21 protein-coding genes and 1 pseudogene are annotated in these 25,443 nt (G+C 65.1%); 17 read left to right on the top strand and 5 right to left on the bottom strand.

What is annotated here, in order from left to right:
- Positions 1-2: 2 nt before the first annotated feature.
- The 5 genes from E6C76_RS12725 to E6C76_RS12705 all read left to right on the top strand — a co-directional run bounded on the left by E6C76_RS12725 (position 3) and on the right by E6C76_RS12705 (position 8,225).
- Entirely contained in the window at positions 3-770 is a 768-nt protein-coding gene (locus E6C76_RS12725) for an energy transducer TonB (RefSeq protein ID WP_136348586.1), read from the top strand.
- A 53-nt stretch (positions 771-823) separates the two neighbouring features.
- Entirely contained in the window at positions 824-1,336 is a 513-nt protein-coding gene (locus tag E6C76_RS12720; RefSeq protein WP_168734332.1) for an RNA polymerase sigma factor, read from the top strand.
- 59 nt (positions 1,337-1,395) lie between these two features.
- A complete protein-coding gene (locus E6C76_RS12715) occupies positions 1,396-2,388 on the top strand; it encodes a FecR family protein (protein ID WP_136348584.1) in 993 nt (330 codons plus the stop codon).
- Between the two features lie 290 nt (positions 2,389-2,678).
- Positions 2,679-5,363: a TonB-dependent siderophore receptor gene (locus tag E6C76_RS12710; RefSeq protein ID WP_136348583.1), complete on the top strand. Its 2,685-nt coding sequence runs from the start codon at positions 2,679-2,681 to the stop codon at positions 5,361-5,363.
- A 90-nt stretch (positions 5,364-5,453) separates the two neighbouring features.
- Positions 5,454-8,225, top strand: coding sequence for a M16 family metallopeptidase (locus tag E6C76_RS12705; RefSeq protein WP_211090211.1), 2,772 nt, complete (start codon positions 5,454-5,456; stop codon positions 8,223-8,225).
- 294 nt (positions 8,226-8,519) lie between these two features.
- Here the strand turns inward: E6C76_RS12705 and E6C76_RS12700 are convergent, their stop codons facing one another.
- Both E6C76_RS12700 and E6C76_RS12695 read right to left on the bottom strand, forming a co-directional pair.
- Positions 8,520-10,160 (bottom strand): alpha/beta fold hydrolase, encoded by a 1,641-nt coding sequence (locus E6C76_RS12700; protein ID WP_136348581.1) that lies wholly within the window; start codon positions 10,158-10,160, stop codon positions 8,520-8,522.
- Positions 10,161-10,213: 53 nt separating this feature from the next.
- Positions 10,214-10,852, bottom strand: a pseudogene (locus E6C76_RS12695) (NADPH-dependent F420 reductase); the annotation flags it as partial.
- A 92-nt stretch (positions 10,853-10,944) separates the two neighbouring features.
- Between E6C76_RS12695 and E6C76_RS12690 the strand changes: the two are divergent.
- Positions 10,945-11,874: a LysR family transcriptional regulator gene (locus E6C76_RS12690; protein WP_136348580.1), complete on the top strand. Its 930-nt coding sequence runs from the start codon at positions 10,945-10,947 to the stop codon at positions 11,872-11,874.
- A gap of 38 nt (positions 11,875-11,912) precedes the next feature.
- Here E6C76_RS12690 and mobH read toward each other — a convergent pair whose 3' ends face one another.
- Entirely contained in the window at positions 11,913-13,781 is a 1,869-nt protein-coding gene (gene mobH / locus E6C76_RS12685) for a MobH family relaxase (protein WP_122228676.1), read from the bottom strand.
- A 297-nt stretch (positions 13,782-14,078) separates the two neighbouring features.
- Here mobH and E6C76_RS12680 point away from each other — a divergent pair, with 297 nt between their 5' ends.
- The 7 genes from E6C76_RS12680 to E6C76_RS12650 all read left to right on the top strand — a co-directional run bounded on the left by E6C76_RS12680 (position 14,079) and on the right by E6C76_RS12650 (position 16,566).
- Positions 14,079-14,351, top strand: coding sequence for a type II toxin-antitoxin system prevent-host-death family antitoxin (locus tag E6C76_RS12680; protein WP_136348579.1), 273 nt, complete (start codon positions 14,079-14,081; stop codon positions 14,349-14,351).
- The gene (locus E6C76_RS12675; protein ID WP_136348578.1) at positions 14,351-14,764 is read left to right on the top strand and encodes a putative toxin-antitoxin system toxin component, PIN family; all 414 of its coding nucleotides are present in this window, start codon (positions 14,351-14,353) and stop codon (positions 14,762-14,764) included. Before E6C76_RS12680 ends, E6C76_RS12675 begins: the two co-directional genes overlap by 1 nt.
- A 17-nt stretch (positions 14,765-14,781) precedes the next feature.
- Entirely contained in the window at positions 14,782-15,009 is a 228-nt protein-coding gene (locus tag E6C76_RS12670; protein WP_136348577.1) for a hypothetical protein, read from the top strand.
- A gap of 118 nt (positions 15,010-15,127) precedes the next feature.
- A complete protein-coding gene (locus E6C76_RS12665; protein WP_122228678.1) occupies positions 15,128-15,379 on the top strand; it encodes an AbrB/MazE/SpoVT family DNA-binding domain-containing protein in 252 nt (83 codons plus the stop codon).
- Positions 15,380-15,527: 148 nt separating this feature from the next.
- Complete coding sequence (locus E6C76_RS12660; protein WP_136348576.1) at positions 15,528-15,761, top strand: AbrB/MazE/SpoVT family DNA-binding domain-containing protein; 234 nt, start codon at positions 15,528-15,530, stop codon at positions 15,759-15,761.
- Entirely contained in the window at positions 15,754-16,173 is a 420-nt protein-coding gene (locus tag E6C76_RS12655) for a PIN domain-containing protein (RefSeq protein ID WP_211090210.1), read from the top strand. The genes E6C76_RS12660 and E6C76_RS12655 overlap by 8 nt, the downstream gene beginning before the upstream one ends.
- Positions 16,174-16,194: 21 nt before the next feature.
- Entirely contained in the window at positions 16,195-16,566 is a 372-nt protein-coding gene (locus E6C76_RS12650; RefSeq protein ID WP_136348574.1) for a DUF3742 family protein, read from the top strand.
- Positions 16,567-16,579: 13 nt separating this feature from the next.
- On the opposite strand, the gene E6C76_RS12645 is transcribed toward E6C76_RS12650, so the two are convergent.
- Positions 16,580-18,094 carry a conjugal transfer protein TraG N-terminal domain-containing protein gene (locus tag E6C76_RS12645; protein WP_136348573.1) on the bottom strand — a complete coding sequence of 505 codons (1,515 nt, stop codon included), beginning with the start codon at positions 18,092-18,094 and terminating at the stop codon, positions 16,580-16,582.
- 13 nt (positions 18,095-18,107) lie between these two features.
- Positions 18,108-18,449: a hypothetical protein gene (locus tag E6C76_RS12640; RefSeq protein ID WP_136348572.1), complete on the bottom strand. Its 342-nt coding sequence runs from the start codon at positions 18,447-18,449 to the stop codon at positions 18,108-18,110.
- A gap of 448 nt (positions 18,450-18,897) precedes the next feature.
- Here E6C76_RS12640 and E6C76_RS12635 point away from each other — a divergent pair, with 448 nt between their 5' ends.
- The 4 genes from E6C76_RS12635 to E6C76_RS12620 all read left to right on the top strand — a co-directional run bounded on the left by E6C76_RS12635 (position 18,898) and on the right by E6C76_RS12620 (position 25,435).
- Positions 18,898-19,464, top strand: a complete 567-nt coding sequence (locus tag E6C76_RS12635) for an RNA polymerase sigma factor (RefSeq protein ID WP_136348571.1) — start codon at positions 18,898-18,900, stop codon at positions 19,462-19,464.
- A 1-nt stretch (position 19,465) separates the two neighbouring features.
- On the top strand, positions 19,466-20,410 hold the full coding sequence (locus E6C76_RS12630) for a FecR family protein (RefSeq protein ID WP_168734331.1): 945 nt from the start codon (positions 19,466-19,468) through the stop codon (positions 20,408-20,410).
- Between the two features lie 109 nt (positions 20,411-20,519).
- On the top strand, positions 20,520-23,189 hold the full coding sequence (locus E6C76_RS12625; RefSeq protein ID WP_211090209.1) for a TonB-dependent receptor: 2,670 nt from the start codon (positions 20,520-20,522) through the stop codon (positions 23,187-23,189).
- A gap of 152 nt (positions 23,190-23,341) precedes the next feature.
- Positions 23,342-25,435 (top strand): Atxe2 family lasso peptide isopeptidase, encoded by a 2,094-nt coding sequence (locus E6C76_RS12620; protein ID WP_211090208.1) that lies wholly within the window; start codon positions 23,342-23,344, stop codon positions 25,433-25,435.
- Positions 25,436-25,443: the final 8 nt, after the last annotated feature.

Genomic DNA, 25,443 nt, shown 5'->3' with positions numbered 1-25,443 from the left:
CGATGCGCCGGCGCGGGGTTTCCGATTCGACCCGCTGGGCGGGCAGCATCGTCAGTGCATTGCTGCTGCACGTCGGCGTGGCGGCCCTGGTGTTGATCGATTTCAGCACGCAGTCCGCTATGCCGGTCGCGCCGCCCTTGGCGGCCATGACTGTTGAGCTCGCGCCACTGCCCGCGGCACTGGAGCACCAGCTCACGCAAAAGCCGCCGGGGCCGGAGCAGGTCGAGTCTCAGCTGCAGCCCAAGCCGCAGCCGAGGCCACGTGCGTTCGATCCGCCCCCGGAGGTCAAGTCAAATCCGCCTCCCGATGCCTTGGCGGCCAAACCTGAAGAAAAGCCGGATGCCGAGCAGGTGGCAGCGGCCGACCGCACCACGGCGGTGCCTTCGAGCGTGGCCGCGGCCGATGCTGCGCTCCAGGCCCCGGTTCAGGGCGTCCCCAGCGAAAACGCCACGGCCATCATCCAGACCTGGGAGAACCGGCTGCTGACCCATCTGGAGCAGCACAAGCGCTATCCCAGTGCCGCGCAGCGACGCCGGCAGGAGGATGTGGTCTACCTGCGCTTCACGATGGACCGCACGGGCAATGTGCTGCAATGGACCATCTGGCGCAGCCGCGGCTATGCGTTGTTGGATGCGGAAGTGGATGCGCTGATCCAGCGCGCCGCCCCGCTGCCGCCTCCGCCACCGGAGATGGGGGGAGACACCGTCGAGATGATCGTGCCGGTGGAGTTCTTCCTGCGCCGCCAGCTCGCCCAGGGGCGACGTCAATGAAGTGGAGGCGGATCGAACCCTCGGCATCCGCGCCGAGCGTCGCGGATGAGGCAGTGCTGACCACCGCGCTGACGACCGAAGAGCTGACGCGCATCTTCATCGAGATCCGGCCGAACCTCGAGCGCGTCATCGAGCGCCGCATCCTCGATCGCCATACCGCGCAGGATCTGGCGCAGGACATCTACCTTCGCCTCGGCCGGGTCTCCAGCCTCCTGTCCAGCGAAGAAGGCGCGCGACGCTACCTGATGCGCATGGCCGTGCACGCGGCGCTCTATCACATGCGCAGCGAAGCCAATCGGGTGCAGCTGCTCGCGGGTGCATTGACCTTGTTCGAGGGGCATGTCGCCGAGCCGGAAGAACACGCGCACGCGCGGGACCAGATGAGCCTGATCGAGGCCACGCTTGCCGAACTTCCCGCCAAGTGCCGCGACGTGCTGTACCTGACGCGCGTCGAAGGCCTGCCGCGCGAAGAGGTCGCCGCCCGGCTGGGGGTTTCGTTGAGCCTGGTGAACAAGTACGTGCTGCTTGCATTGAAAGCCTGCGCGCAGAAGCTGGGCGAGAGATGAACGGACGCATGCCCTCGATTGTCATTTTCGGGCTCGCTGGGCGTTAGAGGGACAGGCAGATGAGCGACGACGACACCATGCAGAAGAAGATGGAACTGGATCCCAACGATCCGATGGATCAGGCACTCGTGTGGGTCTCCCGGATCGCCACCGGAGAGGCCGATGCAAATGCGCTGGCCGAGTTCGAGCGGTGGCGCGACTCGGATGCGCGCCACGAGAAAGCGCTCAACGAGGCCCGACGACTGTGGGTGATGCTCGGGGAGCCGCTGGAGGCGCAGTACGCCCCGGTGATGGCCAGTCTTCCTGCTTCCGCGGCGCAACGGCGCCAGGCCCGGCCAAGACGCCGATGGCGCCGCCCCGCGCTGGCGACCGCGGCGGCGTTGCTTCTGGCTGTGACGCTGGGTGGCCAGTGGCAGCGGGACTGGCGATTCGATCAGACCACCGGTACCGGCGAGCAGCGCACCATTGCCTTGGCCGATGGCAGCACGATGTGGTTGAACACCGGCAGCGCCGCCGACGTGCAGGTCGATGGGAACCGGCGCCATATCCGTCTGGCGCGCGGCGAAGCGTACTTCGATGTGGCCCATGATCCGCAGCATCCGTTCACCGTCGATGCCGGTAGCAGCCAGGTCATGGTGTTGGGAACGGCCTTCGGCGTGCGCCGCGAAGGCGAGGATGTCGTGGTGACCGTGCAACGGGGCAAGGTGCAAGTCGCCAGTGCGGACGCGCCCGCCGTGTTCGTCACCGCGGACGAGCAGGTCCGCGTCCATCCGGGCGCTGCGCCGCACATCGAAGCGGTCAGCGCGGAACAGATGCTGTCCTGGCGCACCGGACGCCTGCAATTCGAGAACCGCCGCATCGGCGAGGTACTGGACGAGCTCAAGCGCTACGACCGGCGCCTGGTGCTGGTCAGCTACCCACAAGCCGGGCAGCAGCGTGTGAGTTCTATCGTGGATCTGGCGCGCCTGGACGAGTGGTATGACACGCTTGAGCAGTCCTTGCCCGTCAAAGTGACCCGCATCGGACCGATCGTCTGGATCCACGCGTCCTGACGCTCCTGCGGCACCTGTTTGGGCGCGTCGTGTCGCCTTCCCTGGGAGCCGCGCGGCCGCCTGAGCGACGCGTCCGTTCGCTGGGATTCCTGCTTGGCGCCGCCCATACGGCGGTGACCCAGCGTCAATCACGATCTCCGATGCCCATCTGAAATCCGTTTGTCAACTTCGGCCTCCTCAAGCATTACCTCTTCAAGAGATCCCGTTCGCGTGGGAGGCGCGGACCGGTCTCGGGTTCGCCCTGCTGGCAACACTGGGGCGTGGTCGACGACAACCATGGGGAAAAGGGAATGAGGCGCACGGCTCTCAACGTTTCACTGGCTTCGGTTCTTGAACAGATGGTGCAGGGCTGCGCGAAAGGCGCGCTGGTGGCGGTGGCTGCGGGGGCCTTCGCCTTGAGCGTGGCACCGGTGGCCAGCGCTCAGGAAGCCCGCGCGCAGCAGGGGCAGACACGCGATTTCGATGTGCCCGCCGGCCCCCTGAGCGCCGCGCTGCTGCGTTTCGGCGCGCAGTCCGGACTGCAGTTCAATGTCGACAGCCGGCTGACCGACGGCAAGCGCACCGAGGGCCTGCGTGGCACCTACTCCATCGAGGGCGGCCTGACCCAGTTGCTGGCGGGTAGCGGCCTGACCTTCCGGTTCGCCGGCCCGCGCACGGTGGTCATCGAGGTACTCCCTGACGCCGGCAGCACGCGCATGCTCGGCCCACTGCGCATCGAGGGCGATGGCAGCAGCCGGGCCGTGGCCGGCATCAACGGAAGCACGGACGTGACCGCCACCGAGGGCAGCGGCAGCTACACCAGCGACGTGCTGAGCATCGCCAGCAAGATGCCGCTGTCAATCAAGGAGACCCCGCAGTCGGTCAGCGTGGTCACGCACGAGCGCATCGTCGAGCAGAACCTCACGGATTTCTCCGCGCTGATGGCCCAGAGCACGGGCGTAAGCACCATCACCGGCAGCAACGGCCCGCTGGAGGCGGAGTTCTACTCGCGCGGCTTTCGCATCCAGCGCCTGCAGATCGACGGCGGCGCGCCGTTGGACATCGCTTCGACCACCAAGTGGGGCATGGTGCCGCAACTGGACATGGCGCTGTACGACCATGCCGAGATCCTGCGCGGCGCCGATGGCCTGTTCAACGGCTACGGCGACCCGGGCGGGGTGATCAGCCTGACGCGCAAGCGCCCGCTGGATCATCGCCAAGTGGTTGCCGAAGTCCAGGCGGGGAGCTGGAGCAACTATCGCGCGACGCTGGACGCCACCGGACCGCTGGGCCTGGACGGCAGGCTGCGCGGGCGCGGCATCCTGGTCTGGCAGGACCAGGACTACTTCTACGACGTCGCCCACAACGAGAAGAAAGTGGCCAACGGCGTGCTGGAGTACGACCTGACGTCTTCGACCGTGGTCAGTCTCGGCGTCAGCCGCACCTGGCAGGACGCGCTGCCGTTCGCCGGCGGCCTGCCGCGCTACATCGATGGCAGCGACCTGCGCCTGTCGCGAGACACCTGCCTGTGCTTTCCGTGGAACAGCTACGACTTCGATACCACCGAGTTCTACGGCATGGTCGAGCAGGAACTGGGGCCGAACTGGAACCTGAAGCTGAACGTCACCCGGACCAAGCAGGAGCGTACCTGGCATTATGGAATGGTCCAGGGCGCGGTCGATCTGGTGACCGGGGAGGGGCCGCTCCAGCAGCAGCTCAAGGAAGACGGCGCCAGCACCCAGACCGCCGCCGACTTCACCCTCAGTGGCAGCTTCGAGTTGTTCGGGCACGAGCAGCTACTGGTGGTGGGTGCCAACTACATGGAAGCCGACGGCGCAGGCCTGACCCGCTACATTCCGGTCGACTACGAAAGCTCGGACACTCCGGTGAACGTGTTCGGTTTCGATCCCAGCGATCCGGCCTACGCGGCGGCCGGCAACCTGACGCCGTACCAGCGCTATCCCACCTACCGCAGCCGCCAGAGCGGCGCCTACGCCAATCTGCGGCTCACGTTCTGGGAGCCGCTGCATCTGAACATCGGCCTGCGCTACAGCACGATGAAACAGCAGGAGGTGCTGCAGAGCCTGTGCGAGTTTTCGACGGGCTGCCTCGACTGGACGACCTTCGAGCCGCGTGAGCTTGGACAGGTGTACGACACCTATCCCTTCGGCTATTCCACCAACAATTTCAGCTGGCCGCCCACCTTCTCGCTGGTCTACGACGTCGCCGACGACGTTTCGGTCTATGCCAGCTACAGCGATATCTACGTCGAGCAGTCGCTGATGCTCGGCCATGATGGCAAGGCGGTGGACCCCGTCACCGGCAGCAACATCGAGGCCGGCATCAAGTGGGCGGCCCGCGATGGCCGGCTCAATGCCACGCTGTCGGCCTACCGCATCGAGCAGGAGGGCTTCGCCTACCTCGACGGCGATCTCACCTCGCCCGATGGCGGCACCCACTTCTGCTGCTACGTCACCGACACCGACCTGCAGCGGGTGAGCCGCGGCGTGGACGTGGAGGTCACCGGCGAGATCCTGCCGGGCTGGCAGGTGGCTGCCAGCTACACCCGCAACTCCAACGAGGAAACCGGCGAGCTGTCGTTCTCCAATGGCCTGCCGCTGCAGAGCCGCCTGCCCAAGCACCTGTTCAAGCTCTGGACCAGCTACCAGTTTCAGGGCGACGGCTGGCAGAGCCGGCTCAACATCGGCGGCGGCATCAACGGGCAGAGCCGCAGCTACTATGCGGGCCTGGCCTGCCCGGTGGACCCGATCACCGGTGAATGCACCAGCGCGGCCACGGCGTTCGAGTTCGAGCAGGGCTCGTACGCGGTGGTGTCCGCGCGCGCGGGCTGGAAACTCGACGATCGCTGGACGCTGGCCCTGAACATCAACAACCTGCTGGATCGCACCTACTACCAGACGGTCACCAATTCCTCCTCCGGGAACTGGTACGGCGAGCCGCGCAGCTACACCCTGTCCCTGCGCGGACAGTTCTGACCCCAAGCCCCAGGCTCCGGCCCACGCTCGCAAGAGAGCGTGGGCGGGCCGTTCGTCCACCTTTTGCAGATATCCCCGGAGTAGATGCCGATGTTCTGCCGTTCCCTGTTTCTTGCCTGCTCGCTGTTGCTGTCCGTCCACGCTGGCGCAGTGACGCCTGCATCGGCGAATACCGTTCTGCCGCCAGGGGTGACGGCAGGCGCCACCGTGGAGGGCATCACCGAGTACCGGCTGGCCAACGGCCTGACGGTGCTGATGTTCCCCGACGCCAGCACGCCCTCGACCCTGGTCAACGTGACCTATGGCGTGGGCGCGGCGCAGGAAAACTACGGCGAAAGCGGCATGGCCCACCTGCTGGAGCACCTGGTGTTCAAGGGCACGCCGACCATCGGCAACATCGCCGCCGAGTTCAAGCGGCGCGGCATCACCTACAACGGCACCACCGGCCAGGACCGCACCAACTACTACGGCTGGTTCTCCGCCAACGACGAAACCCTGGACTGGCTGCTGGCGGCCGAGGCCGACCGCATGGTCAACGCCGACGTCGCCAAGGACAGGCTGGACAGCGAGATGACCGTGGTCCGCAACGAACTGGAGATCGGCGAGAACAAGCCCACCGGCATCCTGATCCAGCGCATGACCTCGCAGGCGTTCCTCTGGCATGCCTACGGCAAGAGCGTCATCGGCAACCGTGCCGACGTCGAGAACGTGCCGATCGAGCGGCTGCAGGCGTTCTACCGCACCTGGTACCAGCCCGACAACGCCACCGTGATCATCGCCGGCCGCTTCGATCCGCAGCGCGTCCTGGCCACGGTGCAGCGCACCTTCGGCGCGCTGCCGCGCCCGGCGCGCACCCTGCCGACCCGGTACACGGTCGAGCCGGCCCAGGACGGCGAGCGCGAGATCAACATCCGCCGCGTCGGCGAACTGCACCTGATCGGGCTGGGCTACCACGCGCCGGCGATGGCGCATCCGGATTCGGCCGCGCTCAGGGTGCTGGTCAACGTCATGGGCGCGGTCCCGAGTGGACGGCTGCAGAAGGCCCTGATCGTTCCCAAGCTCGCGGTGAACAGCGAAAGCGCGGTGGACGGCTTCCTGGAGCCGGGCGTGGCCGGGTTCTTCGCCACGGTCACGCTCGGCGGCGACCCGGCGCAGGTGGAGCGGGTGTTGCTGGAGCAGGTCGAGGGGACCGCCCGGCAGCCGTTCACCGAGGAGGAGGTGGCCGCGGCCAAGCAACGCCTGGCCAACATGTACGACCGCGCCAGCAAGAGCAACGTGCTGGGCGTTGCCAACGCGCTTTCCGAATCCATCGCCGCGGGCGACTGGCGGCTGGGCTTCCTGTATCGCGATGCCATCGCCAAGGTCAGCGCGGCCGACGTCAATCGCGTGGCCCGGACCTACCTGGTCCCGGCCAACCGCACCCTGGCGCGCTTCATCCCCACCGAAGTGGCCCAGCGTGTCGAGATCCCGGCCGCTCCCGACATCGCCAAGCTGGTGGCGGGCTACAAGGGCAATCCGGCGGTGTCGGCCGGCGAGGTGTTCGACAACTCGCCCGGCAACATCCAGGCCCGTACCCGCACCATGACCCTGGGTGACGGACTGAAGGTGGCGATGCTGCCCAAGCAGTCCCGCGGCAACCGTGTCTCGGCCGAGCTGATGTTCCATTTCGGCGACGACGCGGCCATCGCCGGGCGCCTGGAGGCTGCCAGCTTCGCCGGCAGCCTGCTGGCGCGCGGGACCAAAACCATGACCCGCGAGCAGATATCGCAGCGCTTCGACGACCTCAATGCGCGGGTGTCGGTGGTCGGCAGCAGCCAGATGGCGTACATCGGCATCGACGCCGAGCGCGAGAACCTGATCCCGGCGCTGCGGCTGGCGGCCGAGATCCTGCGCAACCCGTCCTTCCCCGAAGCCGAGTTCGAGCAGCTCCGCTCGCAGTCGATCACCGGGCTGAAGGACCGCAAGCGCGAACCGGGCTACATCGCCGATTACGCGATGCGCAAGCATTTCGACCCGTGGCCGCAGGGGCATGCGCGCGCGGTGCGCTCGCCGGACGAGGAACTGGCCGGGATCCAGTCGGTGAAGCTGGAGGACGTGCGTGCCTTCCACCGCGATTTCTACGGCACCGCCGACGGCGAGGCCGTGGTGGTGGGCGACTTCGATCCGGTGCAGCTGCAAAAGGAGCTGGAGACGCTGTTCATCGGCTGGAAGTCGCCCCGGCCGTTCGTCCGCCGCAATGAACCCTACTTCCAGCCCGGCAAGGTCGTGCACGAGGTTTTCGAAACGCCGGACAAGGCTAATGCCGTGATCGTCTCGCGCAGCAACTTCGCGATCGACGTGGAGGACCCCGACCATCCGGCGCTGCTCGTCGCCGGCCGCATCTTCGGCGGCGGCGCCAAGGCCTCGCGGCTGGGCGACCGTGTCCGCGAGCAGGACGGCCTGAGCTACTACGTTGGCAGCGGCGTGATCGTCAGCCCGGAGGCCGACAACGGCGTGTTCTACATGCAGGCCACGTCCGCCCCGGAGAACATGGGGCAGGTGGAGGCAGCGATGCGCGAGGAGCTGGCCCGCTTCGTCAAGGACGGGGTGACCGAGCAGGAGCTGGAGGATGCCAAGGCCGGCCTGCTGGCCTCGTACCAGGAGTCGCGTTCCACCGACGGCACCATCGCCTCCGGACTGCGCCTGAACCTCTACCTGGACCGCACCATGCAATGGGATGCCGATTTCGAGCGCACCATCGCCGAGCTGACGGTGGAGCAGGTCAACGAGGCGGTCAGGCGCCGCGTCAAACCAGAGGCAGTGAGCACGTTCGTTGCCGGCGACTTTGCAGGTTCGGCGCGGCGCGCGGCCGATTCCAGGTAGGCCGCCTTTATCCGCTCACTCTGGCCAAGACATCCCCTGGCACGCCAGGGGATGTCGGCTGGAAGCCTGAGGAGCTTCTAGTCTTCGTGCAACGCGAACAGCTTGGGTGAGGAGCGCTCCTGGGCCTGCAACTGGCAGGTCATGGCCGCAGGTGAAACGGCAAGGTAGGTGGACAGTCTATGTTTCATGGGCTGACTGCTGCTTGTCGGGGACGGGTCGAGAGACCCGAGCAGGTTTGGTGCGTCGATGCCTGTTCTTCGAGCGACCTGCACGTCTGACTTGTTGAAACGGAGCCTACCGGTGCGCTGGCGTGATCTGCAGGTTGCGGAAATGCGCGATCGTGCCCGATTCCAGCCAGACGCCGACACCGCCGTGCTGTGCCGGTCCCAGCTTCAAGTCATCAATGACCAGGGCAGGCTCGGGTTTGCGATCCAGATACAGCCGGGCCTGGCTTCCCGCCACGATCAGCTTCATGTGGATCCACCTGCCGAGGGAGAGGTCGGCCCCCGTCTCATACTTGCCGGGCGCCTCTGCGCGCAGGCGATTGAAGCGGTGGTCGGGATAGGCGACGTATTGCACCGCACGTTTGCGCCGCGCAGGATCTTCGGCGGTACTGTTCGTCGGGCGCAGGTAGACGCTCTCGAATCGCCCCTGTCCATCGATGCGAAAGCTGAGACCGATGAAGCCGCGGGCGTAGTCTGGGGCGTCGGGAGCCAGGTCGCTTGCGACCTCCACTTCGATCGTGCCATCGCGGAAATCCACCGGCAGCCATGCCATGAAGTCGCGATCGCTGAGTTCTTCCTTGGTCGGATCCTGATAGGCCGACGATGGCATGCGAAGTTCCAGCGCCGGGCTTCCCAGGTAGGTGGAAGAACGCAGTTGCACGCCCGAAAGCCGATAGGAGTCGATGACATCCTCACGCCGGGCATTCGTGGGCCGGGGCGACGCTTCGGCGAGGAAGGCGTGCAGGTCGGCGGCGAACTTGCGCGGATTCTTGAACATCAGGAAGTGATCGCCCTGTTCCGCTTCGGTGTAGACGAACAGCTTCGAGCCCGCGATGGTCTGGTGCATCCAGCGTTGGCTGGGCAGATTGTTGCTCTTCTCGCCGGAGAAGATCGCCGCCGGCACATCGATCCTGTGGCGGATGACGTCGCGCCAGTCGTTGGTGATGTGGTCGAACAGCACTCGGCCCAGCGCCTGGGGATCATTCTTGACGAACGCGTTGGCGAACGCCTCGGAATTGGCGAAGTATGGGGAGTCCTTGAGCGCGGCTCGCTGCATCGGCAGCAGGTCGGTGATCAGGCGGTTGAGCGGCGCCCCCTGGGTGAAGCCTGCGACCATGCGCTCGGGCGAGGTCGTTGTGCCGCCCGCCTCCAGGCGCTCCCGCTCGCTCCAGTCCTGATGCGCATAGATCGAAATCGGTTCGTCCACGAACACAACCTTGTTGATGCCACCGGTGCCGAACAGGTCGATGTAGCTCCACAGTACCGCCGCGCCCATAGACCAGCCTGCGTAGTCGGCCTTCTCCAGGCCGAGATGGGCGCCGAACTCTTTCAGGTCCATGGCAAAGCGTGAAATGCGCCCGCCATGCTCAACTCGCTGCGACAGCCCCTGATTGCGCGGGTCGAGCACGTAGACGTGATGGTTCTGGCTCAGCAGATACAGCAGGTTGACGTACTGCGCACCGTTGCCCGACCAGCCTGGGATGAACACCAGCGGCTTGCCCTGGCCAGCTTCCCAATAGGTCAGCTCCACGCCGTCGGAAGTAGTGAAACGGCTGATCTGCAAGCCGGGGAAGTCGGAGAGCTTGTGCGGCAGCCCTTCGATCCGGTTCGGGAAGGTGTAGTCCTTGCCAAGCACCTGCGGCGCTGGGGCCGCGAAGGTCGTGGAGGTGGCCAGGGCAAGGCCCAGGCCGAGCATCAATTGTCGCAACATGGGCGTGTCTCCGGGAGAGAGGACGCGCCCTGCGGCGCGTCCATGTGCGGGCCTCAGGAAACGTGAGCCCACGACGGCGCGGTCGTCGGGCCGGCACCGAGGAAGAAGCCGAACTGGATGTTCATCATCCCAACCGGCTCCAGGAAGCGGCTGTTGCGCAGCGGCCCGGCATCGACCGCGATGAAGCCCAGCGCCTGTGCCAACTTGCGCACCTGGGCCGTGGCGTCGTCGTCGTCGCCGGCCACGAACACCTGCAGCGCACCGCCCTGGCGGGCCTGGAGCGGGACCAGGGCGGCAAAGACCGTGTTGAACGCCTTGACCACGCGCGCGGCCGGTGCGGCGGCCTGGGTCTGCTCGGCCGCCGATGTGGTCAGGCCCACCGTCAGATCCTTGAAGTCTTCGCTCACCGGGTTGCTCACATCCACCAGCACCTTGCCGGTGAGTTCACCGGCTTCGGCCAGCGCGCCAGCGACGGCCCCGTACGGCAGCGCCAGGATCGCCGTGTCGGCGAGCTTGAACGCGGCGGCGATACCACCGCCTTCAGCCTGCGCCCCGATCTCCTGCGCAAGCGCGGCCGCCTTGGCCGGGTCGCGTGCGCCGATGACCACTTCGAGCTTCGCTTCCGCCAGGGCGCGTGCATAGGCGGCGCCGATGCTGCCAGTACCAATCACTGCAATCTTCATGGGAGTCCTCGCATTGAATTTTTCACGACCTCCAGCTTAGATTTGATCGGAATGATGATAAATATCTAAAATTGTTGGTAATTAAAAACCAGAATTTTCTAATGGATCGACTGACCAGCATGGCGGTGTTCATCAAAGCCGTGGACCTCGGCTCCTTCAGCGCCGCAGCGCAGGCGCTTGAGATGTCGCCGCAGCTGGTGGGCAAGCATGTGCAGGGCATCGAGCAGCGCCTGGGCGTTCGCCTGCTGAACCGGACCACCCGGCGCCAAAGCCTGACCGACTTCGGCCGGACGTTCTATGAACGTGCCAGGGGTATCCTGGCGGAGGTCGAAGCTGCCGAGATGATGGCCGCCGAGACGCTCGCCATGCCAACAGGGCGGCTGCGCGTCAACGCGCCGGTCAGCTTCGGCATGCACACGCTGGCTCCGCGCCTGCCCGAGTTCATGCAGCGCTATCCTCACGTGGCGGTGGAACTAAGCTTGAGTAACCGCGCAGTGGACCTGATCGACGAAGGGTATGACGTCGTCTTCCGGGTCGGGGCGCTCTCGGACAGCGGGTTGATCGCGCGGTCCTTGGCACCCTATCGCCTGGTCCTGTGCGCGGCGCCTGGCTACCTCGAAGGCCGGCCTGCCTTGCGCAGTCCTCTGGATCTGCGGCAGCACGAATGCCTGGGTTTCTCGCACACGGAGTTGCGGACCCATTGGACCTTCGATGGGCCGGAGGGGCGCATCGTCGTGCCCGTGACTTCTCGCCTGATGGTGGATCACGGCGAGCCACTGATGTGTGCCGCGCTGGCCGGGCTGGGCATCATGCTGCAGCCGCTGGAACTCGTGCGCGAGGCCTTGGCCGATGGCCGCCTGATCCGTCTTTTGCCGGCGTATGAAGCGCCCACGCGTCCGATGCATGTGCTCTACGCGCCGGATCGGCGCATCACACCGAAACTCCGCAGCTTCCTGGACTTCACCGTGTCCACGTTCGGCCCCCAAAGTGCGTCGAGCGGTAGAACATGTAGCGGTCCGCGCAACTTCTGATCAGCGGGTGCAATCTATGTGGGCGGCTCGACTCAATCTTAGGGCTTCACGTTCTGCTCGTCCTGTGCGCTGAGTGACAGATAGGGATTGTCTGGCGGCACCTCGGAGAAGACGCGACCGGGATCATCGAGCAGATAACCATGCACGCGCTTGGTCTTGCGGGGACCAGACACGTCGCAGGTCCAGATGTTGAGCCCGCTCGGCTGCTTGCGGTGCACCTGCAGCCTCTCGAAGCGCTTTTGCATCCATCGCCAGTCGGGCAACTGCTCCTGCTTCGCGAGTGTCGCCACCTGTGGGTGCTCTTGTGCATAACGCTGGAATACGCCAGGGCTCACCAAGTAGGCCGTGCCTGCGACGGTATGCACCAGTGCCCGCGCGTCGTTGATGATCAATTTGCGCATCTGGATACGGTTCTGCAGCCAAGCGAGGAAGTGCTCGGCCGATGGGCCCGGTGGGATGTGGGTGGGTTCATTGGTCGAAGGACGCGCTGCCTCGCATCCCCTCTCCGATTCGGGAGGCATTCGTTCCGAATCGATGAGCGGCTGCACCGGTTGGACCGACTCGCGGGGTTCGGTGTCGGGCGGTATGGTGCTGCCGAACATCGAGAGCAGATCGTCCATCATGTCAGCGGCGTGCGCTTCAACCTTCGCCATCGGGGGAGCTCCGGCAGGCACCACGCGCGCGTCAGCCGATGCCGGGCCATCGGCCTCCGATGACGGTGCGGAATCGAGTGATGGCGTGGTTTGAGCATCCAGCTCAGCATCCACGGTGACAGTTCCCATGAACGGCTCAGGACGCTCCGCCGCGTCCCAGACCAGCGCCGGAGCCAGTCGCAGGAGTGTCAATGTATGGGACCAACCCTTGTCGCTGGCAATCGTCGCGCGCCAGATCGCCTTGCCGTCCGGTGTCGGCTGTAGCATGCCGTGCTCCTGCAGCACATTGAAGATTGCGGTGTTGTTGGCCGGAATGCCCTCGACGCCGAGCGACAGCAAATGCGCCCGGAGCTTGTCCGAGACAGTCTTGCTGACCAGCCACAGCGCGTCACGGGTGAGCCAGCCATCAGAGGCTTCCGGCTGATTCAACTTCAACTCCTGCTTGAGCAGATAGCGCAAGCCGTCCAGCAGCTTGCGCTGCAAGGCAGTCTTGGGCGCGGCCAGCGCGCGCGTGGGGTCGCCACCAAGTTCCTGCGCGACGGACGCCCGGTCGGCCTGGACTACGAGTTCCCCCAGCACGCCGGCGTGCTCGTATTGACCGGCCAGCACATAGAGCAGGGACGCCCACGGCCCGGGATAGCCGCTGAGCCAGTCGAGGATCTCCCGGTCGAGCAGCCGGTGATACAGCAGCCCGGTGGCGGCGCCGTGCAGCCGGTACTCCCGATCCTCCCGGTAGCGGAAGCGGTACGGCCGCTGCAACGGCCCGTGCCAGGGGTGCCAGGTGGTGCCGTCCACCAGCTCGACGTGCAGGTCGACGGCGATCTTGCCGATGTCGTGCAGCAGCGCGGCGTAGGCCCCGGCGGCGGTCCAGACCTCGGCCTGGGCCGCCTGGTCCTCCGGTGGCGTGCCCACGGGCAGCAGGTGCGCCTGACGCAGCTTGAGCGCGTAGGCCACGATTTCCAGGCCATGGTCGAGCATGCCGCCGGGGTAGGCGTGGTGGTGGCTTTCCGAAGCGGGGAACTGCTGCACCAGCTCGGCGTAGCGCTCCAGCGGCGCGAGGTACAGCTTTGCGAACTGGCCGCGCGACAGCGAGGTGCGCTGCCAGATGTGTTCCAGCAGGCGCTGCCTGCGCGGGGTGGCCAGCAGCGACGCCGACGACTGCGGCCGCGTCAGCCCTTTCGGAGCTTCGGCGGCGGGTGTCGGCGTCGCGCCGGCAGCGGGGGGTGTCCGTTTGCGCTGGAACAGCGAGAGCATGGCGTATCCCGGATGACGGGCTGGCAGGAGCGCCTTTTGGCCTTTTCGGGTAGGGCCTTTCCCCTTGCCTCCGTTCCCTTGCCCCTTGCCGGCCCTTTGGCCTTTGTCGTTAGCCTTTGGGTATAGGGGGATGCGAAGGCCCGCTCCACCGTCAATGCGCGCTGGCTCGGTGCCGATTGAAGCGGCAAGGCCCCTGTGTCAGGCCCCGCGCTTGAACCCTTTGCAACTGGCCGGGTGGACACCATGCGCGCGTCGAGCCATAATGACCATATCAATCATACTGGTCAGGTGGACATCATGATCACTGAAGTCAACGCCGTCAATTTCCGGCAGAACCTGGGCGAGATGCTCAACCAGGTGCAGTACCGCAACGACAGCATCGTCATCAACAAGGACGGCAAGCCGGTGGCAGCACTGGTCGATGCCGAACTGTTCGCCCGCATCCGGCGCATGCGGGAGCGTTTCGACGTGCTGAGCAACCGGATCGCCGAAGCGTATGCCGACGTGCCGGTCGAGGACGGCTTGGCCGAGATCGACGCCGCGGTGGCGGAAGAACGGCAGAAGCGCTGATGCCGGGACTGCGCGTCGTGCTCGATACCAACGTCCTGGTGTCGGGTCTGGCCTATCCGGGCAGCGTGCCGGGACGCATCGTCGCCGCATGGCGCCAGGGTGCGCTGGACGTAGCGCTGTCGCGCTACATCTTGGACGAACTGGTACGGGTGCTGCCGCGTCTCTCACGCGTGAGCCTGAGCGCCGCAGAGATCCGCGACCTGGCCGACAGCTTGATGTTCCTGGCCGATGTCGTTGAGCCCGGAGGCGCGGAGGACGACCAACTGCGCGATCCGGCCGACCAGCCCGTGCTGCAGACGCTGCTGGCCGGCAAGGCGCACTATCTGGTCACCGGCGACAAGGACTTGTTGGCATTGGCGGATCGCTATCCCATCGTGACGCCTGCCGAGTTCTGGACGCGCCACGGCGGATGATTCAGTTTGGAGTGGAGATGAAGGTCAAGCGAGAACCAGCCAGCGAGATTCCGTCCTGCGACGCTTTGGACGCCCGGCCGGTCAATGGTGTGGACCTGGCCGCCCTGCTGGAACAACTGGACGCCGATATCCGAGCCAATCGCCGGGTGAGGCAATTGCCTGCCGGTTTTGCCCATGCAATGCGATCGTCGGTGCGACACATGGTGGACCTTACCGAGGAGATCCGCGGCGACGTCGTGCTTTGATCCTGGGATCGGCCCACCGCCTGGCGGCGCGCCAGAATCGGGAGACTGTTCCAGTTGTTCTTCCGGTACGACTCTTCGATTACGGCATCGACGATGTGAGCTTTTCCAGGAGATCACCATGCCATCACTGACAGTCACTACCAAGGGCCAGGTCACGCTGAAGCGGGAGCTGCTGCAGCATCTTGGCATCAAGCCGGGAGAGCGGCTCGAACTCGAAAAGCTGCCTGGAGGAGAGCTTCGGGTGCGTGCGGCGAAGCCGACCGGTTCGATCGACGGGTTTCTCGGGCTGCTCGCCGGCAAGACGGACAAGGTCGCGACCATCGAGGAAATGAATGAAGCGGCCGCCGCGGGTTGGGCGGGCGAGCGTTGAAGTGACATGAGCGTCCTTGTACCGGGACGTGTTCGAGATGCTCGGATCCGGCAATCCTGACGCCTGCCGGCAGTACCATCGCGGGTCTTGCTGCCTCCCTCTTTGTGATATACATTTCACTCACGTATATCATTGATTGGAGATCGCGATGCAGGTCGCAAAATGGGGTAACAGCCTGGCCGTCCGTCTTCCGGCCAGCGTCGTAGAAGCACTTGAGTTGAGCGAAGGTGACGACATCGAGATCGTGGTCGATGCGCCACGTAGGTTCGCCGTACGAAAGAAGCCTGGCGTGGACGCCCTGCTCGCGCGGTTGAGGCAGTTCCGTGGCAAGCTGCCGGCTGACTTCAAGTTCGATCGAGACGAGGCGAATGCCCGTGGCTGATCGCAGTCCTGTTTTCTTGGACAGCAATGTGGTGCTGTACCTGTTGTCCGAGGATGCCCGCAAGGCCGACGGTGCCGAAGCGCTGCTCAGGCAGGCGCCGATCATCAGCGTGCAGGTGCTCAATGAGGTCACCCACGTGTGCGTGCGGAAGTTGAGGATGGGCTGGGATGAGATCGCGCAGTTCCTTGATCTGGTTCGCAGCTTCTGCAAGGTCGTCGCGCTGACCGAGGATGTACACGATCGTGCGCGACACCTCGCGCAACGCTATCGGCTGTCGTTCTACGATGCCTGCATCGCGTCGGCCGCCATCGCGGCAGGCTGTACGACGCTCTACACAGAGGATCTGGGCCATGGGCAGATCCTCGAAGAGAGTCTTGGTATCAGGAATCCATTTCAATCTGGAACGAGTTGAAGTACCGGCGGGAAGCGAGAGATGACGACGAGCACGAAGAACCGCATCAGCAATGCAGAACGCCTGGGCCGTTGGCTCGGCGGGATGTGGCGCGGTTACGTGCGTCGCGAGCGCCGCGTGGCAGGCTGGCTGGTGGCGCGCGGCGTGCCGGCCGGCGGTGCGACCGTACTGCTCTGGATCGTCAAGCTGGCCGTGCTGGGCGTGCTGCTGTACGCCGCGTTCTGGCTGGCGCTGCTACTGGTGTTCGCGGTGGCTGCGGCCTGGGTGGCTCGCAACGCGGACTGGGAAGACGAAGACGAGGACCGGACCGAGTGGAAAGTTGGTCCTGCGGGCTATGGCCTGTATCGCGGCGACATACGGATCGATATCGGCGATCCCCATGAAGACGAGTGACAAGCCGGGAAAGTTACCGGAGTGACTTGGAAATGGCGCCCGGCCCCTTCGACCCTGCAGACTTCGCGCCGTCGGTGGCAGTGGTCATCATCTGAACAAAGTTGCCGGCACGTATCCCGGCCCAGGCCAAGGCCGTCACCCAGAAGCCAGGCAGCACGATGAACATCGCCGCCATGACGAAGTTCAAGAGCATGTCCCCGAACGCGTTGTTCAGCCCGATCAGCGGGTCGAAGTTGGTGTGCGGGCGGTTGTAGCCCCAGCCCCAGCCGTAGAGCGCGTCCAGGATCGTCGAATCCACCCATCTCGCCAGTTGGAACCAGAAGTCCACGAAGAACAGCGAAAACTGCACCACGCTCACCGTCACCAGGGTCTTCAGGTCGTAGGTGCCGATCAACAGCACCATCGGGATGCAGATCACCAAGGCCATCTTGAGCAAGGCCATCACCATCGGCAGGGCCTGCCGCACCACGTCCATCGCCGGGAAGTAGCCCAGCGATCCCACCGCCAGCCCCACGTCGCCGGCGGCGCGGGTGACGATGTTGGGCAAGGTCATCTCGATCTGCCCGCCGTAGTCCGTGTAGACGGCGCCCCGGTTCACGTTCTGCTGCCGCGGCGAGGCGATCGCGCGGATCACCGAGTCGTTCACCTGGTCCTGGCTCAGGAAGCCCGCCCAGCCGCCGATGCGCGTCAGCAGGCCGGGATCGACCTGATCCAGCAGCCGCGCGCGCAGGCCGTTGCTGTCGGCCCACCACTGCCGGCAGGTCGGATAGCCGGCTCCGCTGGGCACTTCGGCCAGGCCGGCATCGCGGGTGCTGTCGTACGGCCAGCCTTCGCGCGGCGTCCTGGAGCGGTAGGTGTCGTAGAACCCGGGCGTGTCAAGGAAGAAGCGCGAGCCGATCCACGTCACGTCGTGCATCTGTTCCTCGTCCAGATCCGGCCGCGACATGAACAGCCGTGCGCGGGCGGGGCCATAGCAGTGCTGGCTGAAGTCGGCGACCTCCTGGGACAGCACGGGGTCGTCGATGCGCGTGGCATCCACGTCCATCCGCATCTGCCGCAGATCGGTGCCGCAGGGGATCGCCGCCACCGAGGCACCGGTGACCGCCCGCGAGATCGCGTGCATGAAGAACCACCAGACCGGTACCTTCGCCGACTGGTTGTTGATCGTGCTGAAGGACTGCGACCAGCCTGTTTCCGACGGCTCGGGCACACTCACCTGGCACTGCTCGGACCGCGAGCGGTCGAACTGCAGCGTGCTGAAATCGACGTCGATGAACGGAATGCCCGCGAACATGATCACGACGATCGCCACGAACACCCGGTTCTCGATGCGGGCCGCCGACAGCAGGCCCTTGTTGCCCTCGTCCGCGCCTTCCGAGCGGGCCTTCAGCCACTCCTGGATCACGATGGCCAGGAACGGGATGGCGAACACCCCGCTCGCGACCAGCACCGCCCACACGCCGTTGTGGACGATCCACGAGACCAGCGTCAGGTAATACTCCAAGTAATCGGTCGTGTAGAGCGTCATCGCGGACTCCGCATCACCCGGCCTGCACCAGCAGGCTGACTTCCAGTACCAGCAGCGCGACCACCGCGGCGACTTCCAGGCGCACCAGGCGCTGCATCGAGGCGCCCTCGGGCTCGCGCGCACGCACGCGGCGGCGCATCCAGATCCAGCCCCACGCCGTGCCGCCATACAGCAGCAGCCGCCAGACCAGGAAGGCGCTGGCGTGCGCGGCCATCCAGCGCTCCCAGCCGTCGATGCCACCGGCGATGCGGATGCCGACCACGTTGACGGCCAAGGCCAGCAACAGCACCGCCACCAGCAACAGCAGAGCCGCGAGCAGACGCGCGCCGTAGCGGCGGACGGCGGCCCAGCTCATGGGCGGTCGATCACGATGGCGCACGGCCGCTCGTTGCGGCGGCCGTGCGGGGGTGCCAGGGCGGCGAAGCGGTGCCTGAAAGCGGCCATGCCTGGAGTCCGGTGGGTCGAAGGCAACAGTTCAATCGCGATCGCGCGCGGCCGCCACAGAGAATCGGGACATCGCCGCCCCCGGATTTCGCCGGTGCGCTGCCACCCACCGGCGGACATACGGGGTTGGCCCTCCCCGTCATCAGGTCTCCATAGGGGCCGCTCGACCGCGACTCTGTCCTGTCGCTCGTCCGGAGGCCGCCTTGTTCCGTCGTCCCGATCCGCCGCATGCCTTCGCCGCCCCCGGGCGGCGGCGCGCTTGCCTGCGCGGGAACCTTGGTGAATGCTGTGGCCTTGCGCTGCCGTGCGCCGCGGATGGGCCGGCTGACCCAGGCTCCGCAGCGTCCGGCGCGCCCGGCATGACCTCGCCGCAGCGCCCCGGAGACGCAACACCAAGGCCACTCGACGAGGAGGACGCCCGCTGCGCCGGCTTCGACGCCGCGGTGTCCCAGCATCGCGACGAGCTGTTCGCCTTCATGCGCAGGCGGCTCGGCGACCGCGAGACCGCCGCCGACCTGACCCAGGAGACCTTCTCGCGGATGATGACCTACCGCGATGCCCCGCAGATCGAGGACCACCGGTCGATGCTCTACCGCATCGCCCACAACCTGATCTTCGAATACCACCGATCCCGGCATCGCCACCACGCCACCCAGCATGTCTCGCTGGACGATGCCGGCCCGATCTCGTTGGACCAGCCGCCCGTCGAGGACACCGCCAATGACCGCCAGGTGCTTCAGGTGCTCGAGCGCACCATCGCCGGGCTCCCCAGGAAGTGCCGCATCGCCTTCGTGCTCACCCGGTTCGACGGCCTCACCCAGCCGCAGGTGGCCGAAAAGATGGGCATCTCGCTGCGGATGGTCGAGAAGCACATCCAGCGCGCATTGCATGCCTGCCGCGAGGCGGTGGGCGACAGGGATTTTTGAAATGGACACGCCATCCAGCCGGATCGCCGAGCAGGCCACCGAGTACTTCTCCCGGCGCCGCGCCGAATCCCCGCAGCAGCGCCGGCAGCGCGAAGCGTGGCTGGCAGCGGATCCACGCCATGCCGCCGAGTACGCCAAGATCCAGCGGCTGTGGGACCTTGCCGGCGAGCTGCGCGACGCGCCCCGCCTGCAAGCGCTCAGGGGGCCCGACATGGCATCGCTGCGGCGAAGTCGCTGGCCCGGCTGGGCATCGGCCGCGGCAGTGACGGTCGGCCTGCTGTTCGGCGGGGTCTTCATGGCCTCGCGATACGCACCGCCGGAGGCCGTGATCTATGCGACCGCGCTCGGCGAACGCCGCACGGAGACGCTGGCCGACGGCACCGTGGCGGTGCTGAACACCGATACCGCCCTGGCCGTGCGCTATAGCCGCCGCCGGCGCGACGTCGAGCTGCGGCACGGCGAGGCCCAGTTCGACGTGGCGCGCGACGCCGCAAAGCCGTTCGTGGTGCACCTGGGCGACAGCACCGTGACCGCCATCGGCACCCGCTTCCAGGTGCGCCGCGACGCCGACGCGGCCGCCGTCACCCTGCTGGAGGGCAAGGTGGAGGTGGCGCACGGCCAGGAACGGCACGCCCTGCAACCCAACGAGCGCGCCCTGCTGACCGCCAACGCCGGCATCCTGGTCCAGCCCGTCGACCTGGAGCAGGCCAATGGCTGGGTGGACGGCTGGTTGCGCTTCCGCAACGCCCCGCTGAGCCAGGTGGTCGCCGAGGCCAACCGCTACTCCGACCGGAAGCTGAGGCTGGGCGACCCGTCCCTGGCCGACATCCCGCTGAGCGGCAACTTCCGCGCCGGCCAGAGCGCATCCATCGCCACTTCGGTCCAGTTGATCCTGCCGGTGCGGGTGGACGACAGCGGCGCCGACATCGTGCTGCTGCCGGAATGACGCAGGCAGCGTCGTGCGACGTACGGGGTTCCGCCTTCCCGTCATCAATCTTCTTCAAGGGGGCGCAATGGCAATCGTGCCGCGCACCACATGGGGAAGAGAACACAACATGCGTACAGAAGTCCGGCTCGGCCGCTGCAGCCAATCGCTCCTCCGCGCCCTGCTGGCCGCCGCCATTGCGGCCTGCCTGCCCGCCTACACGGCGATGGCGCAGTCCCGCCCCACCGTGGACGCGGCCACCGACTTCAACATCCCAGCGCGGGACCTCGCGGGCGCGCTGGACCGCTTCAGTACGCAGACCGGCATCCAGGTGGTCTACCAGCCCGAGCTGGTGGCCAGCCGGCAGTCGAAGGCCCTCACCGGGCGGCTGACCTGGCGCCAGGCCCTGGAAGCGCTGTTGCAGGGCAGCGGCCTGGAGTACCAGCAGGCCGACGACACCACCGTGGTCATTAGGCGGCAGGGCAACACGCGCAGCCCGGCAGCGGCGCGGCCGGCGGCGGCTGCAACTCAGGCAGCGCCTGCAGGCAGCGAAGGCACGGAGGTCACCGAGCTTGGCAGGATGATGGTGACCGGTACGCGCATTCGTGGCGGAGTGACGCCATCGCCGGTGATTGGCATCAGTGCGGCGCAAATCCAGGAGGAAGGCTTCGCCGATTTGGGTGAGGTCATCCGCAGCGTGCCTCAGAACTTCTCCGGCGGGCAAAACCCGGGAGTTGCTTTGGGAGCAGAGACAGGCGCCGGCGGCAACGCCAATCAGAACATCACGGGTGGGTCGAGCCTGAACCTGCGCGGTCTCGGGCCTGATGCCACGCTGATGCTGCTCAATGGCCGTCGCATGGCGTATGGCGGATTCTCGCAGACGGTCGACATCAGCGTGATTCCGGTCGAGGCGGTCGAGCGGATCGAAATCGTCGCAGACGGCGCTTCAGCCATCTACGGTTCCGACGCGGTAGGTGGCGTGGGCAATGTAATCCTCAAGCGGGATTTCGATGGTTTCGCGCTAGGCGTCCGGTATGGCACCGCTACCGACGGGGGACTGACGACGCGCGAGTACACCGCTACGGCTGGCACCACTTGGTCGAGCGGCGGCCTGCTCGCGACCTACAAGGATGCCTCCACCGACCCGATCTACGCTCGCCAGCGCGAATACACCGCCAACCACATGCCAGAACCCGCAACTATCTATCCGGGTGGCGACGTGCATAGTGGGCTGTTCAGCATCCACCAGTCCCTCGGCGAACTGGTCGAACTGCGTCTGGATGCACTCAGGACACGGCGTGATCAGGCCTTCAACATGACTGATCCCACGTATTACTACATCGTGGCAGGAGAAACCACGTCCTCTTTAGTAGCTCCTGCCATCGAGTTCTCGCTGCCGAACGACTGGGTGCTGTCCATCATGGGGGCACTGGGAAAGGATGAGCATACTCGCGACGTCGCGAGAGCAACGCATGGAACAGAAGCACTAACGCGCACACAAAACGACTGTTGGTGCAATCGGAGCGAGGTCTATGAGGCCAGCGCGGAAGGCCCCTTGTTCGAGATGGGTGGAGGTGATGCCCGACTTGCGGTCGGTGCAGGTCACAGGTCGAACGACTTCATGCAGTTCAATCACCTGACCAACACCACCACCATACAAGGCTCAGAAAGCAGCCGATTCGCATATGCGGAGATCAATCTACCGCTAGTAGGACCTGACTCGAACATCGGCGGAGTACGAAGGCTGGTGATGACAGGCGCAATGCGTGGCGAGGACTACGACACGTTCGGTAGCGTCACCACGCCGAAGCTTGGCCTGATCTATGGGCCAAATGCCGACTTCACATTGAAGGCATCGTGGGGGAAGTCTTTCAAGGCGCCCACGCTTAATGAGCGCTTCTGGGCACGGCAGGCCGTCCTGTATCCCGCTGCTTGGCTGGGCGGGACTGACTATCCGCCCGGATCTACCGTGCTCGGGATTGCCGGCGGCAATCCGGACTTGGATGCCGAGCGCGCACGAACCTGGAGTGCATCGATAGCGTTCCATCCAGAAGCCATACATGGCCTAGAGATGGAATTGTCTTGGTTCGACATCGACTATACCGATCGTGTGGTGCAGCCGATCGCCAACTTTTCCCAAGCACTCAACATCCCGGAGTACGCCGAATTCATCAGGCTTTCTCCGACGCCTCAAGAGCAGGACGAAGCAATTGCCGCAGCCGACCTGTTCCTCAATGCTACTGGTACGCCTTACGATCCTGGCAATGTCGTGGCGATTGCGTATCCGCGCTTCACCAATACGAGCTGGCAGCGGATCAAGGGTCTAGATCTATCGGGGTCCTATCGATTCGGGCTGGCCTCCGGGCAGATGACGATACGCGGATCGGCAAGCTTTCTGGACAGTTCGCAGCAGACATCGTCGGCGGCACTGCCATTCGATCTCGCGGGCAGACTCTTCTATCCCGCCAAGGTCAACAGTCGACTGGGGGCTGTCTGGTATCGGGCAGGCTTTATGGCATCAACCTTCGCCAACTACACCAGTGGCGTGACCAATCCAGCGAACGGAATGAAAGGCGGATCGTTCACCACTTTCGATGCCACCTTGCGCTACAGCACAAGCCAGCCCGATGCCTCTCGATCTGGATGGGACTTCTCTCTGTCCTTGCAGAATCTGCTCGATCGAGCGCCGCCATTGTTCGCGGCCGACGGAATCGGCTGGGCCATCTCGGCGCCGTACGACTCGACCAACTATTCCGCGGTTGGTCGCTTCCTGAGTCTCTCAGTGGCAAGGCGTTGGTGACATCGGCGCCCCAGACGTGATCGGTAGGCGGCGCACATCCGCCAGAGATCAGAAAACTCTTCCCACACCCTGCAACTACTTGCCGCCCGCCCAAGCATAGCTTGATTCACCGGTGCCAGAGGCAGGTGCAACGCAGTTACCAAGAGGTGGTCGTGAACAGAGCAGCCGCTGTGAACTTCATGCGGACCCTCCTGCTGGCCGCACTGCTGATCCCTTTTCACGTGTCTCGAGTAGAGGCGGCATCTATCCGGCAGTTGGTGGAAGTGATCGACTTCTCAGGTGCATCGGTGTCCCCCGATGGGCACATGGTCGCATTCCGGACCGAGCAGGCGTCCATTGAACGGAATACATATGACACGGTTTGGTATGTCCAGCCGAGTGATGGGACATCGCCGCCGAGACGTCTAGGTGACGGCGGGGAGCCGTTGCGACATGGCGGGGTAAGCGTGGGCGAAGTTGCCAAATGGTCGCCTGATGGACTATGGATTTTCTATCGTGCCGTCTTCGACGGCCGAGTTGACGTGTGGCGCGCTGCTGTGGATGGTTCCCGCACCGAGCCGGTAACACGTGATCCAGCAAATGTTCGTGAATTCTCCCTGAGCGCCGACGGTACGACGCTAATATACAGAGTCGGCGCCACACGCGAAGACGTCGTCAACGCGGAGTTGGCCGAGTATGACAGCGGTGTGCTGGTTGATCGATCGCTTCCCCTTGGCGACAACGTGTTTCGCTCGGCTTATCACGAAGGGCGTCTGTCGACGCAGCGTCTCATCGACCGTGGCGGGCTCGATCACCTCCCGCTCCTGGAACTGGCGCCCAGCCGCTGGAAGGCAATCGAGCTATCGACAGGCACGAAGTCAGACCTGTCGCCAGACGATGTTCCTGTAAGCCCGCTTACCCCTCCCGACCTTTCACAGAACCTTGGGGAGATCTGGCAAGCTACGCAGGATACTGGAAGTGGGCGTGTGGCAATCTTGACGCGCACCGGAGAGGGAAATGGCCTACTAAACCGGCCAACGGTCGAACTGGCGGTGCTGTCTGGGCTGGACGCTCGCCAGCCAATGAAATGCATGGCGGAGCTATGCACCAACAGGCCCATTTCCGACATCCTCTGGCGCCCCAGAAGTGACGAGGTGCTCTTTACGGTTTCGGACCCGGACAAGGGGCTGGGACAGTCGATCTTCCGATGGAATGTCGACACCGGCGGTGTGCTACCCGTAGCCGAGTCTAGGGGGGAAATGGGCGGAGGGGGACGTTGGAGGCCTGGAGCGTGTGCACCGGCAGTTGATGCGTTGATATGCGTTGCAGCAGAAGCCGACCGACCACCTCGAATAGAGAGGGTCGATCTCGAGTCTGGGGAGCGCAAAGTGCTGTTCGAGCCGAACGTGGCGCTGGCGCGCGATATGGCGGAATCAGCTCCTGTGCATCTGCTGAGCTGGACTGACGTCCACGGAACTCGGTTTGCCGGGCAGTTCTTCCCAGCAACCTCAACAGGCGACAAGCCGCCTCCGCTGTTCGTTGTCTACTACCGATGCTCGGGCTTCTTGCGCGGCGGCGTCGGCGATGAATGGCCGCTGGCCACTTTGGCCAGGAATGGTGTTTCGACCTTGTGCATCAATGCTGCGCCCTATAAAACCGATGCTATCGAGCGCTATGACACTGGTCGGTTAGCCATCGAGAGTGCAGTGGATTTTCTGGCGTCGCGCGGCGACATCGACCCGGAACGGGTTGGAGTCGGCGGTCTCAGCATGGGCGCAGAGGTCGCCATATGGACCACGATGTACTCGCGTGTACCCCGCGCAGTATCGGTTGCTACCCCAGGGATATCTCCGAACTTGCTTCTACTGTTCAGCCTGTGGGAGGACACGCATTTATCACGACTGAAGCGATACTGGCAACTCGGGGAACTGGACAAAACGCCGGAGCGTTGGCGACAAATCTCGCCTTCCTTCAACCCAAAACAGTTGAACGCCCCGGTGTTGATGCAACTGTCAGAGCAAGAGTATCGAGTCTCGCTTGATTACGCTGTTCAAATGATACGCACACATCAGGCTGACGTTTACGTATTTCCGCATGAGCCGCATCAGAAATTCCAGCCTCGCCACAAGCTGGCTGTTTACGAGCGGAATCTGGACTGGTTTCTATTTTGGTTGCAGGACATCGAGGACGCCGACCCGCGAAAAGCTAATCAGTATGCTCGTTGGCGGCTAATGCGGGAGACCAATCTCGCCATGACGGGGCAATAGCTGACAAA

This window comes from Pseudothauera nasutitermitis (assembly GCF_004801295.1).
Lineage (GTDB): Bacteria > Pseudomonadota > Gammaproteobacteria > Burkholderiales > Rhodocyclaceae > Pseudothauera > Pseudothauera nasutitermitis.
This window is presented reverse-complemented; position numbering and strand designations above follow the sequence as displayed.